General features: G+C 58.8%; 13 protein-coding genes. 8 read left to right on the top strand and 5 right to left on the bottom strand.

Translation table 11 applies throughout. The annotated features are described in order from the left end of the window. Positions 1-153 (top strand): CcoQ/FixQ family Cbb3-type cytochrome c oxidase assembly chaperone, encoded by a 153-nt coding sequence (locus GH784_RS19725; protein WP_003502810.1) that lies wholly within the window; start codon positions 1-3, stop codon positions 151-153. A gap of 3 nt (positions 154-156) precedes the next feature. Continuing rightward, entirely contained in the window at positions 157-1,020 is an 864-nt protein-coding gene (ccoP, locus tag GH784_RS19720; protein ID WP_003515305.1) for a cytochrome-c oxidase, cbb3-type subunit III, read from the top strand. A gap of 48 nt (positions 1,021-1,068) precedes the next feature. Here the strand turns inward: ccoP and GH784_RS19715 are convergent, their stop codons facing one another. Continuing rightward, complete coding sequence (locus GH784_RS19715) at positions 1,069-1,425, bottom strand: VOC family protein (RefSeq protein WP_003515303.1); 357 nt, start codon at positions 1,423-1,425, stop codon at positions 1,069-1,071. 11 nt (positions 1,426-1,436) lie between these two features. Then, positions 1,437-1,841, bottom strand: coding sequence for an SRPBCC family protein (locus GH784_RS19710; RefSeq protein ID WP_065702499.1), 405 nt, complete (start codon positions 1,839-1,841; stop codon positions 1,437-1,439). Positions 1,842-1,961: 120 nt separating this feature from the next. Here GH784_RS19710 and ccoG point away from each other — a divergent pair, with 120 nt between their 5' ends. The 5 genes from ccoG to gndA all read left to right on the top strand — a co-directional run bounded on the left by ccoG (position 1,962) and on the right by gndA (position 8,074). Further along, a complete protein-coding gene (gene ccoG / locus GH784_RS19705; protein WP_065702500.1) occupies positions 1,962-3,545 on the top strand; it encodes a cytochrome c oxidase accessory protein CcoG in 1,584 nt (527 codons plus the stop codon). Beyond that, on the top strand, positions 3,542-4,042 hold the full coding sequence (locus GH784_RS19700; protein WP_003515295.1) for a FixH family protein: 501 nt from the start codon (positions 3,542-3,544) through the stop codon (positions 4,040-4,042). Before ccoG ends, GH784_RS19700 begins: the two co-directional genes overlap by 4 nt. Next, positions 4,039-6,330 (top strand): cation-translocating P-type ATPase, encoded by a 2,292-nt coding sequence (locus GH784_RS19695; protein WP_083211499.1) that lies wholly within the window; start codon positions 4,039-4,041, stop codon positions 6,328-6,330. Before GH784_RS19700 ends, GH784_RS19695 begins: the two co-directional genes overlap by 4 nt. Next, positions 6,327-6,485, top strand: a complete 159-nt coding sequence (ccoS, locus tag GH784_RS19690) for a cbb3-type cytochrome oxidase assembly protein CcoS (RefSeq protein ID WP_003515291.1) — start codon at positions 6,327-6,329, stop codon at positions 6,483-6,485. Before GH784_RS19695 ends, ccoS begins: the two co-directional genes overlap by 4 nt. Positions 6,486-6,643: 158 nt before the next feature. After that, complete coding sequence (gndA, locus tag GH784_RS19685) at positions 6,644-8,074, top strand: NADP-dependent phosphogluconate dehydrogenase (RefSeq protein ID WP_003515289.1); 1,431 nt, start codon at positions 6,644-6,646, stop codon at positions 8,072-8,074. A 68-nt stretch (positions 8,075-8,142) separates the two neighbouring features. Here the strand turns inward: gndA and GH784_RS19680 are convergent, their stop codons facing one another. The 3 genes from GH784_RS19680 to GH784_RS19670 all read right to left on the bottom strand — a co-directional run bounded on the left by GH784_RS19680 (position 8,143) and on the right by GH784_RS19670 (position 12,282). Continuing rightward, entirely contained in the window at positions 8,143-8,469 is a 327-nt protein-coding gene (locus tag GH784_RS19680) for an RcnB family protein (protein ID WP_003515287.1), read from the bottom strand. Positions 8,470-8,661: 192 nt separating this feature from the next. Continuing rightward, positions 8,662-9,693: an L-glyceraldehyde 3-phosphate reductase gene (mgrA, locus tag GH784_RS19675; protein WP_013636166.1), complete on the bottom strand. Its 1,032-nt coding sequence runs from the start codon at positions 9,691-9,693 to the stop codon at positions 8,662-8,664. Positions 9,694-9,816: 123 nt separating this feature from the next. After that, a complete protein-coding gene (locus tag GH784_RS19670) occupies positions 9,817-12,282 on the bottom strand; it encodes a beta-mannosidase (RefSeq protein WP_065702553.1) in 2,466 nt (821 codons plus the stop codon). 67 nt (positions 12,283-12,349) lie between these two features. Here GH784_RS19670 and GH784_RS27295 point away from each other — a divergent pair. Next, positions 12,350-12,531, top strand: a 182-nt coding sequence (locus GH784_RS27295) for a hypothetical protein (protein WP_210251783.1), incomplete at its 3' end; no start/stop codon positions are given.

Raw genomic sequence — 12,531 nt, 5'->3', positions numbered from 1 at the left:
ATGGAAACCTACACGGCCATGCGCCACTTCGCCGATAGCTGGGGCCTGCTTGCCATGACCCTGTTCTTCGCCGGCGTCGTCGTTTTCACCCTTCGTCCCGGATCGAAAAAAGCTGCGGACGACGCCGCCAGCATTCCGCTTAAGGAGGACTAGGATATGTCCGAAAAACACATTGATGACATCAGCGGCGTCGAAACCACCGGCCATGAATGGGACGGTATTCGCGAGCTTAACAATCCGATGCCGCGCTGGTGGGTCTGGACCTTCTACTTCACGATCCTCTGGGCCATCGGCTACACCATCGCCTATCCGGCATGGCCGCTGATCAATGGCGCAACGCAAGGGTTGCTCGGCTGGAGCAGCCGTTCCGAGATCGCTGCCGATATGGCGGACGCCAAACAGGCGCAGAGCGTCTATTCCGACAGAATCGCCAGTTCCTCGCTCGCCGAGATTGAGGCCGATCCGACGCTAAGGCAATTTGCGCTTTCCGGCGGTGCCGCCGCCTTCAAGGTCAATTGCATCCAGTGTCACGGTTCGGGTGCGGAAGGCGGGCAGGGATATCCCAACCTCAACGACGATGACTGGATGTGGGGAGGCAGCGTCGAGGATATCTATACGACGGTAAAGCACGGCATTCGTTTTGCCGACGATCCCGATACGCGCCTGTCGGAAATGCCGGCCTTCGGCGATATCCTCAAGTCCGAGGAAATCCGCGAGGTCGCCGCCTATGTCGTCAGCCTGACAGGAACGCCTTCCAACCCGGCACTCGTAGAACCCGGTAAACAGATTTTCGCCGACAATTGCGCCTCGTGCCACGGTGAGAACGCCAAGGGCAACCGCGAGTTCGGCGCGCCCAACCTGGCCGACGCGATCTGGCTGAAGGCCAGTGGCGAGCAGGGGATAGTTGCGCAGATACGGTCGCCAAAACACGGGGTCATGCCCGCCTGGGGTGAACGGCTTGGTGATACCACGGTCAAGCAGCTTGCGATCTTCGTGCACTCGCTGGGCGGTGGCGAGTGAACGTCACAGCCAACAAATGGAAAGGGCCGCCCGATGCGGCCCTTTTTCTTAGCGATCAGACCAGACGGCCAGTTCGTATCCATCCGGATCGGTGAAATGAAAACGGCGTCCGCCGGGAAAGGCGAATATGGCGACGCTGATCTGCCCACCGGCTGCCTCGACACGCCGGTGCGCATTCTCGATATCGGCGGCGTAAAGAATGACAAGCGGTCCACCCTTGGCTGACACGGGTGCCGTGGTGGTGAAACCGCCGGTCAGCCGGCCGTCGGAAAACTCGCAATATTGCGGGCCGTAATCCTTAAAGGACCAGCCGAAAGCGCCGCCGTAAAATTCCTTGCTGCGCTCGATATCGGCGACGTTGAATTCGACATAGTCGATGCGCCGATCATTCGTATTCGTGGTCATCGTTTTATCCTTCAATCCGTTTCGAGCAGCGACTTCAGTGTTTCCAGATCGACCCGGACCATCTCCGCATCCCGTTCGAAATCCTCGTCCGTCATGTCCGGCAGGCGAAGCAGGGTAAAGCTGACTTCGGCACCGCTGCCATTCGGTGTTACCCGCAGCGCGTTATACACCTTCATGCCATCCGGCAATGTCACGACGTGGTCTATCACGCCGAATTCGTTTAAGGGCGCGAAATTGACGCGGACCTCACCCAGCGGGCCGCCATCGGCGATCCAGTCCTCGCCGTCTGGTTTAAGACCGCCTGCTAGACCGGCGGCCCAGTGCGGCATGTTTTGCGGGTCGGAGGTGAAATCAAAGACATGGCTCCATGGTTTTTCCACCGACAGATGAATGATTTTTGACTGCATGACTGGCATCTCATCCTCCCTGTTTAATGCAGGCCGCAGGCTGCGCCACTTTGTCCGCGCTTGATGTAAGTCAAGGATGTTTCGCCGGTGAGATGGGAGAAAGCAAGGAGATAAAAACGGACTGCAATCATGAACATCTATCCCGTCGGACAGGACCGCCCGCAACAGCCCGTCGAAAGGCTGGAAGCGGAGGCTGTCAATTCCGCAAAAACGCGTAAACCCCTTTATGAAGCGCGCAAGAAAATTTTCCCGAAGCGCGCGGAGGGCCGGTTCCGGCGGTTCAAGTGGCTGGTCATGCTGGTCACGCTCGGCATTTATTATCTGACGCCGTTTCTGCGCTGGGATCGCGGTCCCTATGCGCCCGACCAGGCGGTGCTGATCGATATTGCCAACCGGCGCTTTTATTTCTTCTTCATCGAAATCTGGCCGCAGGAGTTCTTTTTCGTCGCGGGATTGCTGGTCATGGCGGGTCTGGGGTTGTTTCTCATCACCTCCGCCGTGGGACGCGCGTGGTGTGGTTATACCTGTCCGCAGACCGTCTGGGTGGACCTGTTTCTGGTCGTCGAGCGGGCGATCGAGGGCGACAGGAATGCCCGCATGAAGCTCGATGCAGCACCTTTCACTTTCGGCAAGCTGCGCAAGCGGGTGATGAAACATGCAATCTGGCTGGTGATCGGCGTTCTGACCGGCGGGGCATGGATCTTCTATTTTGCCGATGCACCGACGCTGGCGAGAGAGTTCATGACGGGGCAGGCACCGATGATCGCCTATACGACCGTCGCGATACTCACCGCCACGACCTATGTTTTCGGCGGGCTGATGCGGGAGCAGGTCTGTACTTATATGTGTCCCTGGCCGCGCATTCAGGCGGCGATGCTGGATGAGAACTCGCTGGTCGTGACCTATAATGACTGGCGCGGTGAACCTCGCACGAGGCACGCCAAAAAGGCTGCGGCCACAGGGGAGAGCGTCGGCGATTGCGTCGATTGCAATGCTTGTGTCGCAGTCTGTCCCATGGGCATCGACATCAGGGACGGGCAGCAGCTGGAATGTATCACCTGCGCGCTCTGTATCGATGCCTGCGATGGGGTGATGGACAAGATTGGTAAGCCACGCGGGCTGATCGCCTATGCGACGCTGTCCGAATATCAGTCCAACATGGCGCTTGCGACCGGCAACGGTCAGCACGCAATCCGGCCTGCGAATGTGCGCGACGAGGACGGCGGGTTCAAAAACAGCATTCGCCATTTCGACTGGCGCATCGTCTTTCGCCCGCGCACGCTTCTTTACACGGCAATATGGGCTGCAGTCGGCATCGGCTTGCTGTTTGCGCTGGTGACGCGCGAGCGGCTGGCTCTGAACGTGCTGCACGACCGCAACCCGCAATATGTGCTCGAATCGAACGGGTCCATCCGCAACGGCTATACCGTTCGCATTCTCAACATGGTGCCGCAACCGCGCATAATGAGCCTGACGATAGAGGGCATTCCAAGTGCGGTGATGAAGATAAACGGCGTGCCGGATGCAGCCTCTCGCAGCTTCGAGGTGATGGTGGAACCTGACGAGGCGACAACGCTGAAGGTGTTCGTCACCCTGCCGGGCAGTCACGTCGCGCGGGCTGCTGAAAATTTCGAATTCATCGTCAGCGATACGGGCGGCCATGAGACGGCCCGTTACGACGCCGTCTTCAACGCTCCGGGAGTGAAAAAATGACAACGACCAATCGCCAGACGTCCGGTTTCATTTTCACCGGCTGGCATATGCTGGGTGTTATGGTGATGTTTTTCGGCATCGTCATCACCGTCAACATGGTGATGGCCTGGAACGCTGTCACCAGCTGGAGCGGGCTGGTGGTGCCCAATACCTATGTTGCCAGCCAGCAGTTCAACGCCAAGGCCGAGGCCGCCAAGGCAAGGGCCGCCACCGGCATCAAGGGCAGGCTGGTGGTGGATGAAAAGACCGTGCGCTACGAGGTGTTTCATCCAGATACCGGCCCTGTGGATACGGATTCGGTAACGGCGCGTTTTCGCCGGCCGGTCGGCGAGCACCAGAATTTCGACATGGAGCTGACCCCGGTGTCTACCGGGGTCTTCACCGGCCCGCATGACATGCTGCCCGGCCAATGGATCGTCGAGGTCACTGCCGTAAAAGACGGCAGGATCATCGTGCATGAAGGCACGCGGATCGCGGTGATCAGGGGGCGTCAATGAGCTGCTGTGCACCGGGAACGGAAGGGTCGCTTCAACTCGGCGAACCGGTCAACCCACCATCATCAGAGGAGCTGATGCTGGCAAGCCGCGATCTGGGGCAGGGGCTGCGCCAGACAGATCTCAGCGTGCCCGGCGTTTATTGCGGCGCCTGCATCACCACCATCGAAACGGCGCTGCGCCGTCTCCGCCAGGTGGAGCAGGCGCGCGTGAACCTGTCCTCCAAACGGGTGGCGATTGTCTGGAAAGAGGATGTCGATGGCATCAGGACAGATCCCGCCGAACTTGCCCGCGCAATCCTTGCAACCGGATACCGGACGCATCTTTTCGCGAGCGGACAGGATGCTTCGGACGTGTTGCGCTCGCAACTGATCAGGGCGGTGGCGCTCTGCGGCTTTGCTTCCGCCAATATCATGCTGCTGTCCGTGTCCGTCTGGTCCGGGGCCGATGCCGCGACGCGTGACATGTTCCACTGGATTTCGGCGATGATTGCCGCGCCGGCGCTGATCTATGGCGGCCGGTTCTTCTATCAGTCGGCCTGGAATGCGCTGAAGCATGGCCGCACCAATATGGATGTGCCGATCGCGCTCGCCATCACGCTATCCTACGCAATCTCGCTGTGGGAGACGATTCATCATGGCGAACATGCGTGGTTTGACGCGACCGTGTCGCTGCTGTTCTTCCTGCTGATCGGCCGCACGCTTGACCATATCATGCGTGACAGGGCGCGCTCGGCAATTGCAGGCCTGGCCCGGCTTTCACCACGCGGCGCAACCGTTATCGGTGAGGACGGAACGCGGGAATATCGCCCGCTTGGCGATGTGCTACCCGGTATGACGATTGTGATTGCTGCCGGTGACCGGGTGGCGGTGGATGCGATGGTCATTAGCGGAAGCAGCGATCTCGACATGTCCATTGTCAACGGCGAAAGCGCGCCGCGTCGGGTGGAGGCGGGTGATCTGCTTCAGGCAGGCACGCTCAATCTCACCGGTTCGCTCGCCGCGCGGGTGACCGCATCGGCAAAGGATTCGTTTCTGTCGGAAGTGATCGGGCTGATGGAGGCGGCGGAAGGGGGGCGGGCGCGCTATCGGCGGATTGCCGACCGTGCCGCGAGCTATTATTCGCCCGTCGTACATCTTCTTGCTCTCATGACCTTTCTCGGTTGGGGCGTTTTGGGCGGTGACTGGAAGCAGGCGATGCTGATCGCGATTGCGGTTCTCATCATCACCTGCCCCTGTGCGCTTGGCCTTGCTGTTCCGGTGGTGCAGGTGGTGGCGGCAGGCCGGCTCTTTCGGCATGGCATCATGGTCAAGGAAGGCTCGGCGATGGAGCGACTGGCCGAAATCGACACCGTGCTGTTCGACAAGACAGGCACCCTGACGGTCGGGAAGCCGCGACTGGTGGAAACCGGCGATGTGAACCCCGCCACGGTGGCGATTGCGGCTGGCCTTGCCGCCCATTCACGCCATCCGCTGTCCAAAGCCCTGCATGCAGCCTATGGCGGAATTTTATCGGTCTACGAAGCGGTGCGTGAAATTCCCGGCTCCGGTGTTGAGGCTCTCACGCCGGCGGGAACCTACCGGCTTGGCAACCGCCGTTTTGCCTGCCCGGATGAATCGCAAATGGAAAACGGCGACGCGCGATCGGAAGTGGTGCTTTCGCTTGACGGCGGGTATCTGGCGAGTTTCGGTTTCGAGGACAATCCGCGTCCTGGCGCCGTACAGGCACTGCGCAGCCTTTCTGTACAAGGACTGGTGCTGGAAATCGTGTCCGGTGACCGGGTCCCGGCCGTGAAGGCCATGGCGCAGCGTCTGGGCATTGCGAAATGGAACGCCGACCTGTCGCCGAAAGACAAGGCGGGGCGCTGTGGGGCACTGGCAGGCGAGGGACGCAAGGTTCTGATGGTGGGCGACGGTATCAATGATGCGCCTGCGCTGGCTGCAGCACATGTTTCGATGGCACCGGCAACAGCCGCCGATATCGGCCGGCAGGCCGCCGACTTCGTGTTCATGCACGAGAATCTGGATGCCGTTCCTGTCGCCATCGAGACATCGCGGCGGGCCGGACGGCTTATCCGGCAGAACTTCGCGCTTGCCATCGGCTACAATGTCATTGCCGTGCCGATTGCGATTGCCGGTTATGCGACGCCGATGATCGCGGCCATCGCCATGTCGACATCGTCGCTCATCGTTGTTGCAAATGCGCTGCGTCTTGCCGGAACGGCTGAAGCCGTTTCTGCGCAACAGAGCGTGCCGACCGGATTTGCGGGCGAGGGGGCGCAACCGGCATGAACATGTTGATCTATCTCATCCCCGTCGCCCTGTTTCTCGGAGCGCTCGGGCTTTTCGCCTTCCTCTGGTCGGTGCGATCAGGGCAATATGAGGATATGGACGGCGCTGCCTGGCGAGCGCTGGACGATGGCGACGACCGGCCACGACCTTCCTAGGGGAGGCGCGTTGGTTACGACCTTCCCCCGACCTGTCGCAAATATGCAAAGCTGATTTGCGTCATCAAAATTTAATCGTTTCAGTCGCCCCTAGCCTTGCCGTTTGTTCATTACAGTGCCACAACACGACCACCTAAAAGCAAGATGGAGGCACATCCGTGGAACAGGCAGAAATCGGTTTGATCGGTCTCGGCGTCATGGGCTCGAACCTGGCGTTGAACATCGCGGAAAAGGGCAACAAGATTGCCGTATTCAACCGAACCCCTGAAGCGACGAAAAAATTCTACGCCGAGGCTGGGGACTTGCAGGGGCAGTTGATCCCTTGCGAAACCATCGAGGAATTCGTCGCCGCCATTCGTCCTCCGCGCCCGATCATTATCATGATCAAGGCCGGCGATCCGGTTGACCAGCAGATGGAAATCCTGAAGCCGCATCTCTCGAACGGCGACATCATGATCGACGCCGGCAATGCGAATTTCCGCGATACGATCCGCCGTTTCGACAATCTGAAGGATAGCGGTCTGACCTTTATCGGTATGGGCGTTTCCGGCGGTGAAGAAGGTGCGCGTCACGGACCGTCGATCATGGTCGGCGGTACCGAAGATAGCTGGAAGCGCGTCGAGAAGGTTCTGACCTCCATTTCCGCCAAGTATAATGACGATCCGTGCGTGGCATGGCTCGGCAATGACGGTGCCGGTCATTTCGTCAAGACGATCCATAACGGCATCGAATATGCCGACATGCAGATGATCGCCGAAATCTACGGCATCCTGCGTGACGGCCTGAAGATGAGTGCGTCTGAAATCGCCGATGTATTCGGTGAATGGAACAAGGGCCGTCTCAACTCCTACCTGATCGAAATCACCGAGAAGGTTCTGCGCGCTGCCGATCCGATCACCGGCAAGCCGATGGTCGATCTGATCCTCGACAAGGCCGGCCAGAAGGGCACAGGCAAGTGGTCGGTTATCGAGGCGCAGAACATGGGCGTCGCCGCAACTGCCATCGAGGCCGCCGTGGCTGCCCGTATCCTGTCGTCGCAGAAGGACGAGCGCGAAGCTGCCGAGAAGATCTTCGGCCTGCCGACCGTTGCAGCTGCACCGGCTGACAAAAAGGCCTTTATCGCCGATCTGGAAAGCGCGCTTCTGGCCGCCAAGGTCGGTGCTTACGCACAGGGCTTTGCCGTCATGTCGGCCGCATCGAAGGAGTTCAACTGGAACCTGCCGATGCCGACGATCGCCCGCATCTGGCGCGCCGGCTGCATCATCCGCTCAGAATTCCTCGATGAGATCACCTCGGCCTTCACCAAGGATCCGCATGTGGCAAACCTCATCGTGACGCCTGCCTTCTCCGGCATCGTCAAGGACACCGACGCCGCCCTGCGCCGTGTCGTTTCCTACGCGGTTCTCTCCGGTCTGCCGGTTTCGGCACTCGCTTCCGCGCTTGGTTATTTCGACGCCTATCGTCGCGCCCGCGGCAGCGCAAACCTTATTCAGGCGCAGCGCGATTTCTTCGGGGCGCATGGCTTCGAACGCACCGACGGTGTCGACAAGCCGCATGGCCCGTGGGGCAGCGGCGCCGACATTTTCTGATCGGCTATAACGATAAACGACAAAAGGCCCGCGCAAGCGGGCCTTTTTCATATCATCCGTCGATTTACTCAGCGTGCCGCAGAAAGGCCGACGATCAGGCCGGTGACGGCGTTGATGAGCAGGAACTGGTTGTCGACGCGTACCCAGCGCTGGTCGCGACGCGGCTCTGCCAGACGGTAACGGCGATAGTCGCGGCGGTCGACGAAATGACGACGCTCTGCCGGGGAGAGGCGCTGACCGCGATCCCAACGGTGCTTTTTGACGATGACCTTTTTGGTGGTCGTGTGACGCTCGACGGTTACACCGCGATGACGATCGTCGTGGCGGCTTTGTGCCTGGGCCATTGGAGCAGCAAGAACAGTTGCAGCCAGAAGAATGGTGACGAACTTTTTCATGAATGTTTCCTCTCGTGTTTCGATAAGGAGAACTTACGAATAAACGAATGAACGGAAACTGAATTTAAAATTACATTTATGTAATGGTTGTTAATGGTTAGACGGGGACGTTAATCTTTCTGTTGGAGATTTCAGTCCAGTTTTTGCGTCGATCAGGCTGCCCGTTGGAAACCGGGCAGCCTGTTTCAAGTATTAGACGCGTTCAGCGGATTTTGCCCAAAGGTTGATATCCGCGTCCTTTGCGTAACCGTCGATTTCCGCAAGCTCCTCTGTGGAGAAGTCGGCATTGTCGAGTGCCTTCACGCAATCCTCGACCTGTTCGACACGGCTCGCACCGATGAGCGCCGACGTGATGCGACCACCGCGCAGCACCCAGGCGATTGCCATCTGCGCGAGCGTTTGGCCACGCCGCTCGGCAATGCGATTGAGCGCGCGGATGTTTTCGACATTGCGCTCGTTGAGGAAGGCGGGGTTGAGTGACTTGCTCTGCGATGCACGGCTGCCATCAGGCACGCCACCCAGATATTTCGTCGTCAGCATGCCCTGCGCCAGCGGCGAAAAGACGATGGAGCCAATGCCAAGATCTTCCAGCGTATCGACCAGACCGTCTTCCTCGATCCAGCGATTGATCATGGAGTAGCTCGGTTGGTGGATGATGCAGGGCGTGCCGAGATCTTTCAGGATCGCGGCGGCCTCACGGGTGCGTTTCGAGTTGTATGACGAGATGCCGACATAGAGCGCCTTGCCCGAGCGCACGATCTGGTCCAGCGCGCCGCAGGTTTCCTCAAGCGGCGTGTTGGGATCGAAACGGTGGGAGTAGAAGATATCAACGTAGTCCAGCCCCATGCGCTTCAGGCTCTGGTCGCAGGACGATATCAGATATTTGCGGCTGCCCCATTCACCGTAGGGACCGGGCCACATGTTGTAGCCCGCCTTGGACGAGATGATCATTTCATCGCGGTAGCCTCTAAAATCCGTCTTCAGGATTTCGCCGAAGGCAGTTTCGGCGCTGCCGGGTGGTGGGCCGTAATTATTGGCGAGATCGAAATGGGTAATGCCAAGGTCAAAGGCGCGGCGGCAAATGGCCTGTTTGGTCTGGTGCGGTGTGTCGTTGCCGAAATTGTGCCACAGCCCGAGCGAGATCGCCGGTAGCTTCAGGCCAGTCTTTCCGCAATGATTGTATTTCATGGATGTATATCGGTTTTCGGCCGGTTGCCAAACCATGGGTCTTCCTCCACTTGCTGATGAATGGTTGCCGGAGAAGCCGGCAAACCTTTGAAAGATGAGGGCAGGCGCAACGTTGCCTGCCGTTCCGCTAAGGATGGTTAAGCCTTTCGCCGCGTGGTTTCAATGCGAGGATTGGCAGGTATAAAGATCGAAGATACGGAACTGCGGCTGCCCGCTGCCCGCCTTCGGGGTGAAGATGATCCTGCGTGTTTCGCCCGCTGCGAGATCGAACAGATTGTCGGAATAACGCCCGGGCTGATCGGCCTCCAGCATGACGAAGAGGGCAAGACCTGCTGCGGTGACGTCGATTTCGAGCTGGCCGTTTTTCAATGTGCCGGTGGAGAACGTCAGTCCAGCGGGCTGGAGCTCCAGAGACTTGTAGGTGTCGCGCACATGATGGCCTTCGCCTGTCATGCCGTTGGATGCTATGAAGTTCCAGGCAAGAATGGAACCATCAGGCAGGCTGTCCATGTCGATTTCGGTCAGCGTCGCCGCCTTGTCCGTACCGCACGTGCCGTTGGCAGATTTCAGCGGCACGCGGTTACCCTCCATGGTGAGGGCGACAATATTCATGTCGATCTCGACATCTTCCGCCGTGTCGTTGACCATGGAGAAACTTAACCGGCGCCCGTCTTCCGAGGGAATGGCGGAAACCGAGACCGGTTGGAAGAAACGGCGGGCAGCATAATGCAGCGCCTTCCAGCCGCCGCCGTAATCCAGGCTCGACCATGAGGCAACCGGCCAAGTATCGTTGAGCTGCCAATAGAGCGTTCCCATGCAATGGGGTTTCAGCGAGCGCCAGTAGTCGACCGCGGTTCGGATGGCCAGCGCCTGCTGCACTTGGCTCAGATACACGAAATTTTCGAAATCCTTCGGAAAGCGGAAATAGCGGAACATGGTGCCAGCGATGCGCTCATTGCCGCCGACATTCTTCTGGTGCAGTTCGATCACCGGGGAGGCGATGTTCATGTCTTTCTCTTCCGCATAGGTGCGGATGACAGGCATGGAAGTGTAGGACTGAAAACCGAATTCGGAGCAGAAGCGCGGTTTGACCGAGCGGTAATTGTCGAACGATTTGTTTTCGTGCCAGACGGACCAGTAATGCATGTCGCCGGAACCATCCGCATGCCAGGCATCACCATAATCGAGGTAGCCTGAAGCCGGGCTGGAGGGCCACCAGAGTGCTTCGGGGGCGGCTTTTTTCAGCGCCTTTTCGATGGTGCGGTTGAGGCGGTCGTAAGCCACGAGATAACGGTCGCGGTTGTTGCGGGGCTCCTCGAACCATGTGAGGGCACCCACCAATTCGTTGTCGCCGCACCAGAGCGCGATGGACGGATGGGAGGAAAGGCGTTTTACCTGATAGTCGACCTCGTGTTCGACATTGTCGAGAAAGTCTTCGCTGCAGGGGTAAAGGTTGCAGGCGAACATGAAATCCTGCCAGACCAGAAGACCGAGACGGTCACAGAGATCGTAGAACCAGTCTTCCTCGTAAAATCCGCCGCCCCAGACGCGGATCATGTTCATATTGGCCTCGACGGCTGAACATAGAAGGTCTTCGGTTTTTTCGCGGCTGGTCAGCGAATAAAGCGCATCGGATGGAATCCAGTTCGCGCCACGGCAGAAGATTTCCCGACCGTTGATGCGGAAGGCAAATCGGCTACCGGCCTCATCCTTGTCCGTCAGAAGTTCAATGGTCCTGAAGCCGATCCTGCGGGTGACGGTTTCATCCGGCAACTCCACCGCCAACGTGTAGAGCGTCTGTTCGCCGCTGCCCGCCGGCCACCAGAGCGTGGGATCTTCCACGAAGAAGACGTGGCGCACCACCGTCTCACCCGCACCCACGCCGCAATCAAGCCGCAGCCTTTCATCGTTGAGGGAAAGATAGAGCGGAAGGCTCGCCTGACCTTCGGCAAACAGCGTGATTGCCACATGCAGCTCGACGCCGCCCTCGACATGATGTTGTGAGGTGACGACGTGTTCGACCCGTGCCGTATCGAGGCGCTTCAGCAGGATTTTGCCGTAAAGGCCGAGCGGAGCAATCGCGATATTCCAGTCCCAGCCGAAATGGCACTGTGGCTTGCGCAACATGTTGCCGTTGGCAATCGGCGAGTTGCCCTCATGATAGGGAATGTAAAAAGGTTGTCGCGCCTGCCGTTCCGCCCCGGCTGCGATGTTGGAGTGGAAATGGATACGAATGGTGTTTTCACCGGGCCGCACGGCGCGAGACACATCGGGACGGTAACGTCGGAAGCAATTGTCCGAACTCAAGACCGGGACATCGTTGACGAAGACGATCGCGACGGTGTCGAGATAATCTATATCGAGATACCAGCTGGCATCGGCGTCATCGAGGATGAAGGTCCGCTCTATGATCCAGTCCCAATGCGCGACCCATTGCACCGCATTTTCATTGGCACCGTGATAGGGGTCTGGAATGATGCCCGCGTTTTTGAGTGCGCTGTGAACGTCTCCCGGCACGGTAAGGTCGGTCGTATGGTCTCCTTCCAGCGAGGTCAGGCGCCAGAGCCCGGCCAGATCGATGACGGTTTCGGGCGTGGAGGAAGAAATCATGATGGGACCCTGCATGGACGAATTCAAATAGGATAAGCTGGCCAGTATGACGCAGGCTTGTGTCGGAATCTGGGGAAGATGCATGCCCGCCAGCCAGCCGTTATCCAGCTCGCTCAGCTCGGCAATCTCCTCCCTCCGGCAACGTTACCGTAAAACGATCGTTCCGTCATGTCTTCGGAGTGAAACTTCATGCGCGAAAAATGCCCGTTGGTACTATTGGAAAACCACGGGTACGGATGCCTTGATATCTATTGACTTTTATTC

Origin of the sequence: Agrobacterium tumefaciens (assembly GCF_009649785.1) — a bacterium.
In the GTDB taxonomy this organism is placed as follows: domain Bacteria; phylum Pseudomonadota; class Alphaproteobacteria; order Rhizobiales; family Rhizobiaceae; genus Agrobacterium; species Agrobacterium tumefaciens.
The sequence above is the reverse complement of the archived record's forward strand: the minus strand, read 5'-3'. Positions and strand labels throughout refer to the sequence as shown.

Bases quoted from the DNA above. Each gene is read 5' to 3' on its own strand.
- GH784_RS19725 (WP_003502810.1), top strand. From the start codon at position 1: ATGGAAACCTACACGGCCATGCGCCACTTCGCCGATAGCTGGGGCCTG.
- ccoP (WP_003515305.1), top strand. From the start codon at position 157: ATGTCCGAAAAACACATTGATGACATCAGCGGCGTCGAAACCACCGGC.
- GH784_RS19715 (WP_003515303.1), bottom strand. From the start codon at position 1,425: ATGACCACGAATACGAATGATCGGCGCATCGACTATGTCGAATTCAAC.
- GH784_RS19710 (WP_065702499.1), bottom strand. From the start codon at position 1,841: ATGCCAGTCATGCAGTCAAAAATCATTCATCTGTCGGTGGAAAAACCA.
- ccoG (WP_065702500.1), top strand. From the start codon at position 1,962: ATGAACATCTATCCCGTCGGACAGGACCGCCCGCAACAGCCCGTCGAA.
- GH784_RS19700 (WP_003515295.1), top strand. From the start codon at position 3,542: ATGACAACGACCAATCGCCAGACGTCCGGTTTCATTTTCACCGGCTGG.
- GH784_RS19695 (WP_083211499.1), top strand. From the start codon at position 4,039: ATGAGCTGCTGTGCACCGGGAACGGAAGGGTCGCTTCAACTCGGCGAA.
- ccoS (WP_003515291.1), top strand. From the start codon at position 6,327: ATGAACATGTTGATCTATCTCATCCCCGTCGCCCTGTTTCTCGGAGCG.
- GH784_RS19680 (WP_003515287.1), bottom strand. From the start codon at position 8,469: ATGAAAAAGTTCGTCACCATTCTTCTGGCTGCAACTGTTCTTGCTGCT.
- mgrA (WP_013636166.1), bottom strand. From the start codon at position 9,693: ATGGTTTGGCAACCGGCCGAAAACCGATATACATCCATGAAATACAAT.
- GH784_RS19670 (WP_065702553.1), bottom strand. From the start codon at position 12,282: ATGCAGGGTCCCATCATGATTTCTTCCTCCACGCCCGAAACCGTCATC.